The following is a 13,971-nucleotide window of genomic DNA, read 5'->3' on the forward strand; positions in this document are numbered from 1 at the left end:
TGCCCCGCCTTTCATATACATATGTGAAATCGTGCCACCAAGATAAAGCAGCTGCTCAACGTTCAGTTTCGCTTTGGCATAACAGGCAAAATCATAAAAATTTGTCGCCTGCTGGCTCAACAAAAACACGGCATTCCCATGTTTATTAATCCCAACACCGTTACGAATTTTACGTGAGGCGACGTTGGGATGAATACGCGGATTAATTACACCGTTTTCCATCAACATTGGTCCTGACTGCACCGCAAACTGAATATCTTTACTGGCTTTAAAAGCATCCAGACGAACGATGCCGACTTTATCTCCCGCGACATAAAACACGCCGCCAGGACGGATAAAGAAATTCCCTTCACCTGAAGCGAGATTTAACGCCACCTTCTGCTGTAATGCCGATCAGTTAAGGATCAGTTGACCGATCCAGTGGCTGTGTAAGAATCCGGAAACGCTCACTTGTTTCCGGATTTTTTTATGCACATTGGACAGGCTCTTGATCTGGTATCCCGTTACGATTCTCTGCGTAACCCACTGACTTCTCTGGGGGATTACCTCGACCCCGAACTCATCTCTCGTTGCCTTGCCGAATCAGGTACTGTAACGCTACGCAAGCGCCGTCTTCCCCTCGAAATGATGGTCTGGTGTATTGTTGGCATGGTGCTTGAGCGTAAAGAACCTCTTCACCAGATTGTGAATCGCCTGGACATCATGCTGCCGGGCAATCGCCCCTTCGTTGCCCCCAGTGCCGTTATTCAGGCCCGCCAGCGCCTGGGAAGTGAGGCTGTCCGCCGCGTGTTCACGAAAACAGCGCAGCTCTGGCATAACGCCACGCCGCATCCGCACTGGTGCGGCCTGACCCTGCTGGCCATCGATGGTGTGTTCTGGCGCACACCGGATACACCAGAGAACGATGCAGCCTTCCCCCGGCAGACACATGCCGGGAACCCGGCGCTCTACCCGCAGGTCAAAATGGTCTGCCAGATGGAACTGACCAGCCATCTGCTGACGGCTGCAGCCTTCGGCACGATGAAGAACAGCGAAAATGAGCTTGCTGAGCAACTTATAGAACAAACCGGCGATAACACTCTGACGTTAATGGATAAAGGTTATTACTCACTGGGACTGTTAAATGGCTGGAGCCTGGCGGGAGAACACCGCCACTGGATGATACCTCTCAGAAAGGGAGCGCAATATGAAGAGCTCAGAAAACTGGGTAAAGGCGATCATCTGGTGAAGCTGAAAACCAGCCCGCAGGCACGAAAAAAGTGGCCGGGACTGGGAAATGAAGTGACAGCCCGCCTGCTGACCGTGACGCGCAAAGGAAAAGTCTGCCATCTGCTGACGTCGATGACGGACGCCATGCGCTTCCCCGGAGAAGAAATGGCGGATCTGTACAGTAATCGCTGGGAAATCGAACTGGGATACAGGGAGATAAAACAGACGATGCAACTGAGCAGGCTGACGCTGAGAAGTAAAAAGCCGGAGCTTGTGGAGCAAGAGCTGTGGGGTGTCTTACTGGCTTATAATCTGGTGAGATATCAGATGATTAAAATGGCGGAACATCTGAAAGGTTACTGGCCGAATCAACTGAGTTTCTCAGAATCATGCGGAATGGTGATGAGAATGCTGATGACATTGCAGGGCGCTTCACCGGGACGTATACCGGAGCTGATGAGCGATCTTGCAAGTATGGGACAACTTGTGAAATTACCGACGAGAAGGGGAAGGGCCTTCCCGAGAGTGGTAAAGGAGAGGCCCTGGAAATACCCCACAGCCCCGAAAAAGAGCCAGTCAGTTGCTTAACTGACTGGCATTACACCTTCTGCTGACCGTTTTCGATGTACAAACCGAGCGGCGCATAGCTTTCATCATAGATGCCGCCGTTCATCGCCATCTGCACCTGACCCTGACTATTAATATCCGCCAGCAGAGCATGTAACGTTCCCCACGCTTCGCCATTGGCTTTTTGCCAGTACATTTTCACCCGCTCTGTTTGAGGATTAACGGTATACGCCTGTACGGTCAGCGTCGGATCTGAGAGTGCGCAATCATCAGCGGCAACAGCAAACAAGGGAAGTAAGGTGAGGGTGAGAAAAATCCGTTTGAGATTCAAGGTGATCATTCCTTTACCAATGAGTAGCCGATGCGCCATTATAGGTCCTAGATGTGGGATTTTTTTATCCTGTTAGCGACCTTGACGAGTACCAAAAAGCGCGAAGTTCAACTATTGTTCTGTGGTGTTCTGTTGCGTGTTGACGGCAAAATTTTGCTGGCGTAACATGCGCGCACGATCACTCTAAGAGGACATTCGCCTTGGACACACCCAGTAGATACTGGCTCACTATCCTGTCATCCAGGATCAACTCCTAAGGCTATCCCTTTTTGCTGATAGCCTTAGCGGTTGTCAGCGACCTCAATTTTTCCCGTCGCGCTGAGTCAGGCTGTTTAATGGTCTGAAACCCAATTTGTTTCTGTGTGCCCACCGAACTGTCCGATATTTTAAGCATTGGGAGTCCCGGTCATGCTGAGCGCATTTCAACTGGAAAATAACCGACTGACCCGGCTGGAAGTCGAAGAGTCACAACCCCTTGTAAATGCAGTATGGATTGATCTTGTCGAACCGGACGACGACGAGCGACTGCGCGTACAATCTGAACTTGGCCAGAGCCTGGCAACCCGCCCGGAACTGGAAGACATCGAAGCATCGGCACGTTTCTTTGAAGACGACGACGGCCTGCATATTCACTCCTTCTTCTTCTTTGAAGATGCGGAAGATCACGCCGGTAACTCCACTGTGGCATTTACCATCCGTGATGGTCGTCTGTTTACTCTGCGTGAGCGTGAACTGCCCGCTTTTCGTCTGTATCGTATGCGTGCCCGTAGCCAGTCGATGGTAGACGGTAACGCCTACGAGTTGCTGCTGGATCTGTTCGAAACCAAAATCGAACAGTTGGCAGATGAAATTGAAAATATCTATAGCGACCTGGAGCAGTTGAGCCGGGTGATTATGGAAGGGCATCAGGGCGATGAGTACGACGAGGCGCTCTCCACGCTGGCGGAACTGGAAGATATCGGCTGGAAAGTTCGCCTGTGTCTGATGGATACCCAGCGCGCTCTCAACTTCCTGGTGCGTAAAGCGCGTTTACCGGGTGGGCAACTGGAGCAGGCGCGTGAAATCCTGCGCGATATCGAATCCCTGCTGCCGCATAACGAATCCCTGTTCCAGAAGGTGAACTTCCTGATGCAGGCGGCAATGGGTTTTATCAACATCGAGCAGAACCGCATCATCAAAATTTTCTCGGTGGTATCCGTCGTGTTCCTGCCGCCAACGCTGGTTGCTTCCAGCTACGGGATGAACTTTGAGTTTATGCCAGAACTGAAGTGGAGTTTCGGCTACCCTGGCGCGATTATCTTTATGATCCTCGCGGGCCTGGCACCGTATCTGTACTTTAAGCGGAAGAACTGGTTGTAAAAAGAAGGCGGTGGCTTAGCCTGGCTAAGCCACCTGTTATTCAAAGGCTCCAGGTATTTAACCCTTTTACCTCTTTCTCATAAAACCATTTGTTCGTGTTAACAGCAACATAGGCTGCTACGGCAATTCCCAGAATGTTAACGCCAATTAATGCACCAACAAATAGAGATAGAATGCCAAGTAATAGAACTATAATTGCTTTTTTCCATAAGCCCAGAACAAATAAATAGATCCAGGAACAGAAGAAAGCAATGAAATTCATTTGAATAGTTAATCGTTGTCTTACTTTTAATGCTTTAAATGCTGCTTTATATTCTGGTGTTGCTCCCCAGAATCCAGGAAAGCCATGTTGATCATAAAAATTAAATCGGTATTTCCATTTTTCACTTAATGAATCATCGTTCATATATTCCTTACTCATAAATACTCCATAACTATTGTTTTGATGAATCAGTAGGTGCAAGCATTAGCATACTGAAAGTGGAAAAATAACAAATCAAAAAAATCATCGAACCATTGCCTGAACAGGCAAAATCTTCGGCTATCATTGTGATGATAGAGATGATATATACTGCTAATGTACCAAAAACATAAATTTTTATATATATGAAACCACTATCACGGAGTCGTTGGCAATTCATGTTGATGACGAGATAATGGAGTGCGATGGTAGAGACTATAACAAGAAAACCTGCTTCCCCATCGTTAAAAAAGATAATAAGAAAGGCAAAAATGAAATTTATTAAAATAAATAAAAATATATATCGGTGTCTGGAAATCTTACCGTTAGATGTTGGGATAAACATACGTAACATAAATTTTACATCCTTGTGTGAGTCTCCTGTCAGCATGGCAATATGCCCACTCTCATACAAGAGTCGGCATATTTTTTCAGAATATATTTATTTTTTATTTGGACGTTCTACGCTGCGTATAAATCGCGTCCATCACAAAAATTGCCAGCGCCACCCAAATAAAGGTGAAAGTCACCATCTTATCGGCACCCGGTTTTTCACCATAAAACGTCACAGCCAGCAGGAACATCAGCGTCGGGCCAATGTACTGAAAAAAGCCTAACGTTGAGAGACGCAGGCGCGTGGCAGCGGCAGTAAAACACAACAGCGGTACGGTAGTGACAATACCGGCGGCGATCAGCAGTAAATTCAGCGACATCGGGTTTTGCCCCATATGGCTGGTTGAACTGTCGGCAATAGCAAACAGGTAAATCGCCGCCACGGGCAGCAGCCACATGGTTTCAATTAACATGCCGGTTTGTGCTTCTACCGCAATCTTCTTGCGCACCAGGCCGTAGAAGGCAAAACTAAATGCCAGCCCCAGCGCGATAATAGGTAGCGAACCAAAAGTCCACAGCTGGACCAACACGCCACATATCGCCAGAATCACCGCCAGCCATTGCATCCGGCGGAATCGCTCGCCGAGGAAAATCATCCCCAGCACAATGTTCACCAGCGGGTTAATAAAGTAACCAAGGCTCGCTTCCAGCATATGGTGATTGTTCACCGCCCAGATAAACAGTAGCCAGTTGCCACCAATCAGTACGGCAGAGACTGCCAGCATAAAAATTTTCTGTGGCGTCTGAATCAGCGTTTTTAAATAGGACCACTGGCGGCAAATGCTCATCAGCACCACCATAAAGAAAAACGACCAGATCACGCGATGCGTCAGGATCTCATCGGCGGGCACGTAGTAAATCAGCTTGAAGTATGCTGGCGCAATACCCCAAATAAAATAAGCGGCAAGAGCGAGTAATACGCCCTGCCGCGTTTGTTTTGCATCCATCGGGAATACTCATTTTTAATTGGTAACAGCAGTTTACCTGCTTTTATGTCTTCAACCTACCATATAGGTGGCGGTGGCACTGGCAATATAAAGCTGTTCTTCATTGTGTAATTCAACGCGGGCGACGGCGACTTTATTGCCTGCACGCAACAGGCTACTGGTAGCAGTAAAACGCTCGCCCCTGCCTGGGCGCAGATAATCAACGCGAAGATCAATGGTCCCCATCCGCGATAGCCGCTGGCGTAGTTCATCTTCACTGATGGTTTCGTGGCGGGTTAAGGTACTTCCCACGCACACCAGACCGGCGGCGACATCCAGCGCCGACGCAATGACTCCGCCGTGCAAAATGCTTTGCGCCCAGTTACCCACCATCATCGGCTGATTTTTAAAGGCCAGCTGTGCGAACTCTTTTTCGTAACGCTCCAGTTCCATCCCCAATGCGCGGTTAAATGGCATGTGATAAACAAACATCTCACCCACTAATTTCAGGGCTTGTTCAGCGGTCAGTACGGCAGACATATCATCCTTACACTTCATTGGTTAATGAAATGTTGATTTTATGCTTCTTTGTTGTTGGTTTCTACTTTAGGAAGGGATAACTAACGGCAATGGAGTTAAGTATGTAAAATAGCCCGCAGAAAAACATTCACCTTATCAATAATTCGTTACGGAGAACACGACCGATGCGGACTCTGCAGGGCTGGTTGTTGCCGGTGTTTATGTTGCCTATGGCAGTATATGCACAAGAGGCAACGGTGAAAGAGGTGCATGACGCGCCAGCGGTGCGTGGCAGTATTATCGCCAATATGCTGCAGGAGCATGACAATCCGTTCACGCTCTATCCTTATGACACCAACTACCTCATCTACACCCAAACCAGCGATCTGAATAAAGAAGCGATTGCCAGTTACGACTGGGCGGAAAATGCGCGTAAGGATGAAGTAAAGTTTCAGTTGAGCCTGGCATTTCCGCTGTGGCGTGGGATTTTAGGCCCAAACTCGGTGTTGGGTGCGTCTTATACGCAAAAATCCTGGTGGCAACTGTCCAATAGCGAAGAGTCTTCACCGTTTCGTGAAACCAACTACGAACCGCAATTGTTCCTCGGTTTTGCCACCGATTACCGTTTTGCAGGTTGGACGCTGCGCGATGTGGAGATGGGGTATAACCACGACTCTAACGGGCGTTCAGACCCGACCTCCCGCAGCTGGAACCGCCTTTATACTCGCCTGATGGCAGAAAACGGTAACTGGCTGGTAGAAGTGAAGCCGTGGTATGTGGTGGGTAATACTGACGATAACCCGGATATCACCAAATATATGGGTTACTACCAGCTTAAAATCGGCTATCACCTCGGTGATGCGGTGCTCAGTGCGAAAGGACAGTACAACTGGAACACCGGCTACGGCGGCGCGGAGTTAGGCTTAAGTTACCCGATCACCAAACATGTGCGCCTTTATACTCAGGTTTACAGCGGCTATGGCGAATCGCTCATCGACTATAACTTCAACCAGACCCGTGTCGGTGTAGGGGTTATGCTAAACGACTTGTTTTGATGAACGGTTGAGTGGTTGGCAAATCTGGAATCCAGCATCCAGGATTACCCTCTCAGAGACTAAAAGCATTGCAGTTTCTCGCGCAGGCGCTGAAAATAGCGCCTGTTTTTATTTCAGGCAATCGGGGTGAATGTGGCGCAGGCGGAAGTGTTGAATCTGGAGTCCGGAGCTAAACAGGTTTTACAAGAAACCTTTGGCTACCAACAGTTTCGCCCCGGCCAGGAAGAAATTATCGACACTGTGCTTTCCGGTCGCGATTGCCTGGTTGTTATGCCCACTGGTGGCGGAAAATCCCTTTGCTATCAAATTCCTGCCTTATTGCTAAACGGCCTTACCGTGGTTGTTTCACCGCTGATTTCGTTGATGAAAGATCAGGTGGATCAACTACAGGCCAACGGCGTGGCGGCGGCGTGCCTTAACTCGACGCAAACCCGCGAACAGCAACTTGAAGTGATGACAGGCTGCCGCACCGGGCAAATTCGCTTACTGTATATCGCCCCGGAACGCCTGATGCTGGATAACTTTCTTGAGCATCTGGCGCACTGGAATCCGGTGTTATTAGCCGTCGATGAAGCGCACTGTATCTCCCAATGGGGTCACGATTTCCGCCCGGAATATGCCGCGCTCGGTCAGTTGCGCCAGCGGTTCCCGACGCTGCCGTTTATGGCGCTGACCGCCACAGCCGACGACACCACGCGCCAGGATATCGTGCGCCTGCTGGGGCTGAACGATCCGCTGATTCAAATCAGCAGTTTTGACCGTCCGAATATTCGCTACATGCTGATGGAGAAATTCAAACCGCTCGATCAGTTGATGCGCTACGTGCAGGAACAGCGCGGTAAGTCTGGCATTATCTACTGCAACAGCCGGGCGAAAGTAGAAGACACCGCTGCGCGCCTGCAAAGCAGGGGTATTAGCGCGGCGGCCTATCATGCCGGGCTGGAAAATAATGTCCGCGCCGACGTGCAGGAGAAATTCCAGCGCGATGATCTGCAAATTGTGGTGGCGACGGTGGCGTTCGGCATGGGCATCAATAAACCAAACGTTCGCTTCGTGGTCCACTTTGATATTCCGCGCAATATCGAATCCTATTATCAGGAAACCGGTCGCGCCGGGCGTGATGGCCTGCCTGCGGAAGCGATGCTGTTTTACGATCCGGCTGATATGGCGTGGCTGCGCCGTTGTCTGGAAGAGAAGCCGCAGGGGCAGTTGCAGGATATCGAGCGCCACAAACTCAATGCGATGGGCGCGTTTGCCGAAGCGCAAACTTGCCGTCGTCTGGTATTGCTGAACTATTTTGGCGAAGGGCGTCAGGAGCCGTGCGGGAACTGCGATATCTGCCTCGATCCGCCGAAACAGTACGACGGTTCAACCGATGCTCAGATTGCCCTTTCCACCATTGGTCGTGTGAATCAGCGGTTTGGGATGGGTTATGTGGTGGAAGTGATTCGTGGTGCTAATAACCAGCGTATCCGCGACTATGGTCATGACAAACTGAAAGTCTATGGTATGGGCCGTGATAAAAGCCATGAACATTGGGTGAGCGTGATCCGCCAGCTGATTCATCTCGGCCTGGTGACGCAAAATATTGCCCAGCATTCTGCCCTACAACTGACAGAGGCCGCGCGCCCGGTGCTGCGCGGCGAATCCTCTTTGCAACTTGCCGTGCCGCGTATCGTGGCGCTCAAACCGAAAGCGATGCAGAAATCGTTCGGCGGCAACTATGATCGCAAACTGTTCGCCAAATTACGCAAACTGCGTAAATCGATTGCCGATGAAAGTAATGTCCCGCCGTACGTGGTGTTTAACGACGCAACCTTGATTGAGATGGCTGAACAGATGCCGATCACCGCCAGCGAAATGCTCAGCGTTAACGGCGTTGGGATGCGCAAGCTGGAACGCTTTGGTAAACCGTTTATGGCGCTGATTCGTGCGCATGTCGATGGCGACGACGAAGAGTAGTCAGCAGCATAAAAAAGTGCCAGTATGAAGACTCCGTAAACGTTTCCCCCGCGAGTCAAATGTATGTTGATGTTATTTCTCACCGTCGCCATGGTGCACATTGTGGCGCTTATGAGCCCCGGTCCCGATTTCTTTTTTGTCTCTCAGACCGCTGTCAGTCGTTCCCGTAAAGAAGCGATGATGGGCGTGCTGGGCATTACCTGCGGCGTAATGGTTTGGGCTGGGATTGCGTTGCTTGGCCTGCATTTGATTATCGAAAAAATGGCCTGGCTGCATACGCTGATTATGGTAGGCGGTGGCCTGTATCTCTGCTGGATGGGTTACCAGATGCTACGCGGTGCACTGAAAAAAGAGGCTGTATCTGCGCCTGCACCACAGGTTGAGCTGGCGAAAAGCGGGCGCAGTTTCCTGAAAGGCTTACTGACCAATCTCGCCAATCCGAAAGCGATTATCTATTTTGGTTCGGTATTCTCATTGTTTGTCGGCGATAACGTTGGCACTACCGAGCGCTGGGGCATTTTCGCGTTGATTATTGTCGAAACACTGGCGTGGTTTACCGTCGTTGCCAGTCTGTTTGCCCTGCCGCAAATGCGCCGTGGTTATCAACGTCTGGCGAAGTGGATTGATGGTTTTGCCGGGGCGTTATTTGCCGGATTTGGCATTCATTTGATTATTTCGCGGTGATGCCAGACGCGTCTTCAGAGTAAGTCGGATAAGGCGTTTACGCCGCATCCGACATTATTTTTCACGCATGCCTCGCCGATGCTAACAGCGCTCCCACCAGCATAAACAACGAGCCGAAAATCTTATTCAGCGCCTTCATCTGCTTTGGTCCTTTAATCCATAGAGCAATCCTTTGAGCAAGGGTGGCGTAACCGATCATCACAATAATATCGACCACAATAGTGGTGACGCCGAGCACGATATACTGCATCAGTTGCGGCTGTTGCGGCATGATGAATTGCGGAAATAGCGCCGCCAGAAACACAATACTTTTGGGATTGGTGAGATTCACAAAAACTGCGCGCTGGAACAAATGTCGACGCGATTGAGTAGAGGCCAGCGATTTAAGATCAATTGCGCCAGCGGCGCGCCACTGCTGGATTCCCAGCCAAATCAAGTAAGCCGCGCCTGCCCACTTTAACACTTCAAACGCAATCACTGAGCGGGAAAATAGCGTCCCCAACCCCACGCCAACCAGCACAATATGAATCGCCAGTCCGGTCTGAAGCCCAGCAATAGACGCCACCGCGCCGCGATAACCGTGGTTGAGCGAGGTGGTCATAGTGTTGATTGCACCAGAGCCTGGCGACAGGCTTAAAATGATCGATGTCAGCAGGTAGGCAAACCACCATTCTAAGGTCATGATGAACTCCCGGTGTGTCTATTTTTGTGCCACAATACGCTACTGTCGCAGCGTTGTGTCAGGCACGCTTAAAAAAACGATTTTACGTGGTTTAAGAGGCAGATTACCCGATGTTTCAGCAGCAAAAAGACTGGGAAACAAGAGAAAACGCGTTTGCTGCTTTTACCATGGGACCGCTGACTGATTTCTGGCGTCAGCGTGATGAAGCAGAGTTTACTGGTGTGGATGACATTCCGGTGCGCTTTGTCCGTTTTCGCGCACAGCACCATGACCGGGTGGTAGTCATCTGCCCGGGGCGTATTGAGAGCTACGTAAAATATGCGGAACTGGCCTACGACCTGTTCCATTTGGGGTTTGATGTCTTAATCATCGACCATCGCGGGCAGGGACGTTCCGGTCGCCTGTTAGCCGATCCGCATCTCGGGCATGTTAATCGCTTTAATGATTATGTTGATGATCTGGCGGCATTCTGGCAGCAGGAGGTTCAGCCCGGTCCGTGGCGTAAACGCTATATACTGGCACATTCGATGGGCGGTGCGATCTCCACATTATTTCTGCAACGCCATCCAGGTGTATGTGACGCCATTGCGCTAACTGCGCCAATGTTTGGGATCGTGATTCGTATGCCGTCATTTATGGCACGGCAGATCCTCAACTGGGCCGAAGCGCATCCACGTTTCCGTGATGGCTATGCAATAGGCACCGGGCGCTGGCGCGCGTTGCCGTTTGCTATCAACGTACTGACCCACAGCAGACAGCGATATCGACGTAACTTACGCTTCTATGCTGATGACCCAACGATTCGCGTCGGTGGGCCGACCTACCATTGGGTACGCGAAAGTATTCTGGCTGGCGAACAGGTGTTAGCCGGTGCGGGTGATGACGCCACGCAAACGCTTCTCTTACAAGCTGAAGAGGAACGCGTGGTGGATAACCGCATGCACGACCGTTTTTGTGAACTCCGCACCGCCGCGGGCCATCCTGTCGAAGGAGGACGGCCGTTGGTAATAAAAGGTGCTTACCATGAGATCCTTTTTGAAAAGGACGCAATGCGCTCAGTCGCGCTCCACGCCATCGTTGATTTTTTCAACAGGCATAACTCACCCAGCGGAAACCGCTCTACAGAGGTTTAAATTTCTTATGTACCAGGTTGTTGCGTCTGATTTAGATGGCACGTTACTTTCTCCCGACCATACGTTATCCCCTTACGCCAAAGAAACTCTGAAGCTGCTCACCGCGCGCGGCATCAACTTTGTGTTTGCGACCGGTCGTCACCACGTTGATGTGGGGCAAATTCGCGATAATCTGGAGATTAAGTCTTACATGATTACCTCCAATGGTGCGCGCGTTCACGATCTGGATGGCAATCTGATTTTTGCTCATAACCTGGATCGCGACATTGCCAGCGATCTGTTTGGCGTAGTCAACGACAATCCGGACATCATTACTAACGTTTATCGCGACGACGAATGGTTTATGAATCGCCATCGCCCGGAAGAGATGCGCTTTTTTAAAGAAGCGGTGTTCAAATATGCGCTGTATGAGCCGGGATTACTGGAGCCGGAAGGCATCAGCAAAGTGTTTTTCACCTGCGATTCCCATGAACAACTGCTGCCGCTGGAGCAGGCGATTAACGCTCGCTGGGGCGATCGCGTCAACGTCAGTTTCTCTACCTTAACCTGTCTGGAAGTGATGGCGGGCGGCGTGTCGAAAGGCCATGCGCTGGAAGCAGTGGCGAAGAAACTGGGCTACAGCCTGAAGGATTGTATTGCGTTTGGTGACGGGATGAACGACGCCGAAATGCTGTCGATGGCGGGGAAAGGCTGCATTATGGGCAGTGCGCACCAGCGTCTGAAAGATCTGCATCCGGAGCTGGAAGTTATTGGTACTAATGCCGACGACGCGGTGCCGCATTATCTGCGTAAACTCTATTTATCGTAATCGTTCTTTATTTGGTCAGTTGTCAACCTGATACTTCGCTACAATGGATACTCGTTAATCAAAGAGTTTTCCATTGTGGCGTTACTTATCATCACCACGATTCTGTGGGCCTTCTCCTTTAGCTTTTATGGCGAGTACCTTGCGGGGCACGTCGATAGCTATTTTGCGGTGCTGGTGCGCGTTGGCTTGGCGGCACTCGTTTTTCTGCCGTTTCTGCGTACCCGTAGCAATAGCCTGAAAACGGTCGGCCTGTATATGCTGGTGGGCGCGATGCAGCTCGGCGTGATGTATATGCTGAGTTTCCGCGCTTATCTCTACCTGACGGTCTCCGAATTGTTGCTGTTCACCGTACTGACGCCGCTCTACATCACGCTGATTTATGACATCATGAGTAAGCGCCGTCTGCGCTGGGGCTATGCTTTTAGCGCCTTGCTGGCGGTGATTGGTGCCGGGATTATTCGCTATGATCAGGTCACCGACCATTTCTGGACTGGCTTGTTGCTGGTGCAACTCTCCAATATCACTTTTGCCATCGGCATGGTGGGTTACAAACGCCTGATGGAAACTCGCCCGATGCCGCAGTATAACGCCTTTGCGTGGTTCTATCTTGGCGCGTTCCTGGTGGCGGTAATTGCATGGTTCTTGCTGGGAAATGCGCAGAAAATGCCGCAAACCACGTTGCAATGGGGCATTCTGGTGTTTCTTGGCGTGGTGGCTTCCGGGATTGGCTACTTTATGTGGAACTACGGCGCGACGCAGGTGGACGCCGGAACGCTGGGCATTATGAATAATATGCACGTTCCGGCAGGGCTGCTGGTAAACCTGGCTATCTGGCACCAACAGCCGCACTGGCCAACGTTTATTACAGGCGCGCTGGTGATCCTGGCCTCACTGTGGGTGCATCGTAAGTGGGTCGCTCCGCGCTCTTCACAAACGGCAGATGATCGCAGGCGTGATTGCGCGCTGAGCGAATAAACGCTTCCGTAACTGGCTGACGCTGCTCGCCATCGCGCACGGCGGCGTACAGTCGGCTCCACAAGCCTTCGCCCAGGGTTTTGGTCACCACCAGACCCTGGCGCTCAAAACTCTCTACTACCCAATGCGGTAGCGCGGCAATACCCATCCGCGCGGCAACCATTTGAATCAACAATAAGGTGTTATCGACGCTTTTCAGTGACGGGCTGACGCCTGCCGGCTGAAGAAAATGCCGCCAGACATCCAGTCGACTACGCTGCACCGGATAAATTAATAGCGTCTCGCTGGCGAGATCTTCCGGTGTAATACGCGTTTTTGCCGCCAGTGGATGGTCAGGTGCTAACACCAGGCGTACTTCATAATCGAACATCGGCGAATAATGCAGGCCACTGCGCGGCAGGATATCGGAGGTCATCACCAGATCCAGCTCGCCCTGTTGCAACGCGGGCTGCGGGTCAAACGTCACGCCCGATTTAAAATCCATCTCTACCTGCGGCCAGTTCTTATGGAAATTTTCTAAAGCGGGTGTCAGCCACTGAATACAGCTATGGCACTCAATGGCAATGCGCAGACGCGTCTGCTGCGGTTCATTGCAGGCTTGCAGTGCCTGGCTGATTTGCGGCAGCACCTGGTTTGCCAGTTGCAACAGGATTTCTCCCTGCGGTGTAAAGCGTAGCGGCTGGCTCTTACGCACAAATAGCCGGAAGCCAAGGCGTTGTTCCAGATCGCTAAACTGGTGAGACAGGGCGGATTGCGTCTGATGCAACGTTGCCGCAGCGGCTGCGAGCGAGCCGCAGTTCCGCAACGCTTGTAGCGTTTTCAGGTGTTTTACTTCGATCATGAAAGTCCTTCACTTCGGCATGAATAATTTGCGCTTGAGGAATATACAGTAACCGCCAATTATGGAT

General features: G+C 50.9%; 14 protein-coding genes, 1 pseudogene and 2 other annotated features. Of the genes and pseudogenes, 8 read left to right on the plus strand and 7 right to left on the minus strand.

The annotated features are described in order from the left end of the window. Nucleotides 1–221: 221 nt before the first annotated feature. Nucleotides 222–2,146 (minus strand) — a sequence feature (Similar to Escherichia coli K12 conserved hypothetical protein gi: 1790248 (162 aa). BLAST with identity of 99% in 641 aa. This CDS has been disrupted by insertion. The sequence has been checked and is believed to be correct.). After that, a pseudogene (gene yigE, locus SF3893) lies at nucleotides 222–2,146 on the minus strand. It overlaps the preceding feature by 1,925 nt. Further along, nucleotides 384–1,811 (plus strand) — a mobile genetic element. It overlaps the preceding pseudogene by 1,428 nt. Further along, on the plus strand, nucleotides 451–1,797 hold the full coding sequence (locus tag SF3892; protein NP_709621.1) for an insertion sequence IS4 transposase InsG: 1,347 nt from the start codon (nucleotides 451–453) through the stop codon (nucleotides 1,795–1,797). (Overlaps the previous feature by 1,347 nt.) The pseudogene yigE and the gene SF3892 sit on opposite strands and share 1,347 nt — an antisense overlap. A 369-nt stretch (nucleotides 2,147–2,515) precedes the next feature. After that, on the plus strand, nucleotides 2,516–3,466 hold the full coding sequence (gene corA, locus SF3894; protein ID NP_709622.2) for a magnesium/nickel/cobalt transporter CorA: 951 nt from the start codon (nucleotides 2,516–2,518) through the stop codon (nucleotides 3,464–3,466). A 40-nt stretch (nucleotides 3,467–3,506) separates the two neighbouring features. On the opposite strand, the gene yigF is transcribed toward corA, so the two are convergent. Genes yigF through yigI form a run of 4 tightly spaced genes read right to left on the minus strand, consistent with a single transcriptional unit; the run spans nucleotide 3,507 to nucleotide 5,803 of the window. Next, a complete protein-coding gene (gene yigF, locus SF3895; protein ID NP_709623.2) occupies nucleotides 3,507–3,887 on the minus strand; it encodes a hypothetical protein in 381 nt (126 codons plus the stop codon). A 13-nt stretch (nucleotides 3,888–3,900) separates the two neighbouring features. Beyond that, complete coding sequence (yigG, locus tag SF3896) at nucleotides 3,901–4,317, minus strand: hypothetical protein (protein ID NP_709624.2); 417 nt, start codon at nucleotides 4,315–4,317, stop codon at nucleotides 3,901–3,903. 58 nt (nucleotides 4,318–4,375) lie between these two features. Next, entirely contained in the window at nucleotides 4,376–5,266 is an 891-nt protein-coding gene (gene rarD, locus SF3897) for a chloramphenical resistance permease RarD (RefSeq protein ID NP_709625.1), read from the minus strand. A 51-nt stretch (nucleotides 5,267–5,317) separates the two neighbouring features. Continuing rightward, nucleotides 5,318–5,803: a hypothetical protein gene (yigI, locus tag SF3898; protein ID NP_709626.3), complete on the minus strand. Its 486-nt coding sequence runs from the start codon at nucleotides 5,801–5,803 to the stop codon at nucleotides 5,318–5,320. A gap of 146 nt (nucleotides 5,804–5,949) precedes the next feature. On the opposite strand from yigI, the gene pldA reads away from it, so the two are divergent. The 3 genes from pldA (at nucleotide 5,950) to yigJ (ending at nucleotide 9,465) form a co-directional block, all read left to right on the plus strand. Next, nucleotides 5,950–6,819: a phospholipase A gene (gene pldA, locus SF3899; RefSeq protein NP_709627.1), complete on the plus strand. Its 870-nt coding sequence runs from the start codon at nucleotides 5,950–5,952 to the stop codon at nucleotides 6,817–6,819. Nucleotides 6,820–6,945: 126 nt separating this feature from the next. Continuing rightward, nucleotides 6,946–8,781 (plus strand): ATP-dependent DNA helicase RecQ, encoded by a 1,836-nt coding sequence (gene recQ, locus SF3900; RefSeq protein NP_709628.2) that lies wholly within the window; start codon nucleotides 6,946–6,948, stop codon nucleotides 8,779–8,781. A gap of 63 nt (nucleotides 8,782–8,844) precedes the next feature. Next, the gene (yigJ, locus tag SF3901) at nucleotides 8,845–9,465 is read left to right on the plus strand and encodes a hypothetical protein (RefSeq protein ID NP_709629.3); all 621 of its coding nucleotides are present in this window, start codon (nucleotides 8,845–8,847) and stop codon (nucleotides 9,463–9,465) included. A gap of 61 nt (nucleotides 9,466–9,526) precedes the next feature. On the opposite strand, the gene yigK is transcribed toward yigJ, so the two are convergent. After that, complete coding sequence (gene yigK / locus SF3902) at nucleotides 9,527–10,147, minus strand: hypothetical protein (protein ID NP_709630.3); 621 nt, start codon at nucleotides 10,145–10,147, stop codon at nucleotides 9,527–9,529. Nucleotides 10,148–10,257: 110 nt separating this feature from the next. Between yigK and pldB the strand changes: the two genes are divergently transcribed. From pldB to yigM, 3 genes are all read left to right on the plus strand, one after another. Then, a complete protein-coding gene (pldB, locus tag SF3903; protein NP_709631.1) occupies nucleotides 10,258–11,280 on the plus strand; it encodes a lysophospholipase L2 in 1,023 nt (340 codons plus the stop codon). 7 nt (nucleotides 11,281–11,287) lie between these two features. Continuing rightward, complete coding sequence (gene yigL, locus SF3904; RefSeq protein ID NP_709632.2) at nucleotides 11,288–12,088, plus strand: hydrolase; 801 nt, start codon at nucleotides 11,288–11,290, stop codon at nucleotides 12,086–12,088. A gap of 75 nt (nucleotides 12,089–12,163) precedes the next feature. Beyond that, nucleotides 12,164–13,063 carry a hypothetical protein gene (yigM, locus tag SF3905; protein ID NP_709633.1) on the plus strand — a complete coding sequence of 300 codons (900 nt, stop codon included), beginning with the start codon at nucleotides 12,164–12,166 and terminating at the stop codon, nucleotides 13,061–13,063. Here yigM and metR read toward each other — a convergent pair. Further along, nucleotides 12,951–13,904, minus strand: coding sequence for a DNA-binding transcriptional regulator MetR (gene metR, locus SF3906; protein NP_709634.1), 954 nt, complete (start codon nucleotides 13,902–13,904; stop codon nucleotides 12,951–12,953). The two genes, yigM and metR, sit on opposite strands and share 113 nt — an antisense overlap. Nucleotides 13,905–13,971 lie beyond the last annotated feature (67 nt).

Source organism: Shigella flexneri 2a str. 301 (assembly GCF_000006925.2).
Taxonomy (GTDB): Bacteria; Pseudomonadota; Gammaproteobacteria; order Enterobacterales; family Enterobacteriaceae; genus ECMA0423.

Excerpts from the sequence above, each read along its gene's own strand:
- corA (NP_709622.2), top strand. The coding sequence starts at position 2,516 with ATGCTGAGCGCATTTCAACTGGAAAATAACCGACTGACCCGGCTGGAA.
- yigF (NP_709623.2), bottom strand. The coding sequence starts at position 3,887 with ATGAGTAAGGAATATATGAACGATGATTCATTAAGTGAAAAATGGAAA.
- yigG (NP_709624.2), bottom strand. The coding sequence starts at position 4,317 with ATGCTGACAGGAGACTCACACAAGGATGTAAAATTTATGTTACGTATG.
- rarD (NP_709625.1), bottom strand. The coding sequence starts at position 5,266 with ATGGATGCAAAACAAACGCGGCAGGGCGTATTACTCGCTCTTGCCGCT.
- yigI (NP_709626.3), bottom strand. The coding sequence starts at position 5,803 with ATGAAGTGTAAGGATGATATGTCTGCCGTACTGACCGCTGAACAAGCC.
- pldA (NP_709627.1), top strand. The coding sequence starts at position 5,950 with ATGCGGACTCTGCAGGGCTGGTTGTTGCCGGTGTTTATGTTGCCTATG.
- yigJ (NP_709629.3), top strand. The coding sequence starts at position 8,845 with ATGTTGATGTTATTTCTCACCGTCGCCATGGTGCACATTGTGGCGCTT.
- yigK (NP_709630.3), bottom strand. The coding sequence starts at position 10,147 with ATGACCTTAGAATGGTGGTTTGCCTACCTGCTGACATCGATCATTTTA.
- pldB (NP_709631.1), top strand. The coding sequence starts at position 10,258 with ATGTTTCAGCAGCAAAAAGACTGGGAAACAAGAGAAAACGCGTTTGCT.
- yigL (NP_709632.2), top strand. The coding sequence starts at position 11,288 with ATGTACCAGGTTGTTGCGTCTGATTTAGATGGCACGTTACTTTCTCCC.
- metR (NP_709634.1), bottom strand. The coding sequence starts at position 13,904 with ATGATCGAAGTAAAACACCTGAAAACGCTACAAGCGTTGCGGAACTGC.